We start from the raw sequence: 1,281 nt of genomic DNA on the forward strand, positions 1-1,281 counted from the left end.
TGGTCATAGCCCCGTCAAGTAGACATTAAAAAAAGAGATTTTATTAAGCGGCGACTTTTTCCCGAAACTCAATCGGGGAGAGGTCGCCCAGTTTGTTTTGGAAACGTTCCATGTTGTAAAACGAAATATACTCCGTAATTTGGCTCCTGGCTTGCTCCAGATTTTGAGGTCTCTCCAAATACAGTTTCTCTGTCTTTAAGTGGGAGAAGAACGACTCAATGCAAGCATTGTCATAGCAGTTTCCACGCCGGGAATGGCTTCCTGTAAGCTTCTTCTCTTCAAGTAACTTGGCATAGGTTTGTGTTGTATACTGAAACCCCTGGTCCGAGTGGAGCAAGGAAGGTCCACATTTCAGTTTCTTCACTGTGTCTGTAACGAGTTTTAAGTCATTTCGCTCAGAGAGTTCCCACGCTACAATTTCATTGTTGTACAGATCCATCACCACGGAGAGATAAGCAAAATCATGCCCAATCCGGACATACGTAATATCCGTCACGAGCTTCTGCACAGGAGTTGTCGCTGAGAATTCCCGATTTAGGACATTACGGAACAGAACGGACGGTTTCCGGCCAGCAAATGGACGTTTCTTGCGAATCACGGAACGAATCTGAAGTTCTCTCATTAAGCGGCGTACCTTTTTGTGATTCACTACAAGGCCTTCTTTGCCTAACGCGGTTCGCATACGTTTGTAGCCGAAATAAGGACGAAGCCGATGAATGCTTAAAATATGTGCTTTCAGATCCGCATCCCGGTCTGCTCGTTTCTCTCTGAGGGCAGCATTTTTCTTCCATTTGTAGTAACCTGCACGTGAAATTTCAGCAATTTTACACAGCCAAACCACAGGTGCCCACTTGCTTATTTCTCGAACGGACTGGCACCGGGCTTCGAAATCCAACTTTCCTCTCCGTGCAAATTTGGATTGAGCTTTTTTAGATATTCTACCTGTGCTTTCAGATAAGCATTTTCTTCTTCTGCACTACTAAAATGCTTCTTCGTCCAACGTCCACGGTAATCCTCGAAACTCTCTCCATTTTGGTTTTTACGAACCCATGTGATAATCTGGCTCTCGCTCTTAATCCCAAACTTCTTCATGATTTGACTGTACGCCCAACCTTCTTCCACTCGCAGACGAACGGCTTCTTTCTTCGTTTCTTCGCTATATCGATTAAAGGTTTGGCCTTTCTTCGCTGACATAACAAAAATCCCCTCCGGTATCCAGTATTTGAGTTCATTGTAACATGTCCTCTTTTTTCACTGTCTACCATGAGGGGATAATACCAA

General features: G+C 44.3%; 1 protein-coding gene. It reads right to left on the reverse strand.

All coding sequences use genetic code 11. The features are described from left to right. Window positions 1-43 precede the first annotated feature (43 nt). A protein-coding gene (locus M2277_RS31600; protein ID WP_127502898.1) for an IS3 family transposase occupies window positions 44-1,194 on the reverse strand; the annotation gives its coding sequence in 2 pieces (ribosomal slippage) (window positions 44-933 and window positions 933-1,194; 1,152 coding nt in all). Window positions 1,195-1,281 lie beyond the last annotated feature (87 nt).

Origin of the sequence: Paenibacillus sp. LBL (assembly GCF_029893715.1) — a bacterium.
Lineage (GTDB): Bacteria > Bacillota > Bacilli > Paenibacillales > Paenibacillaceae > Paenibacillus_AQ > Paenibacillus_AQ glucanolyticus.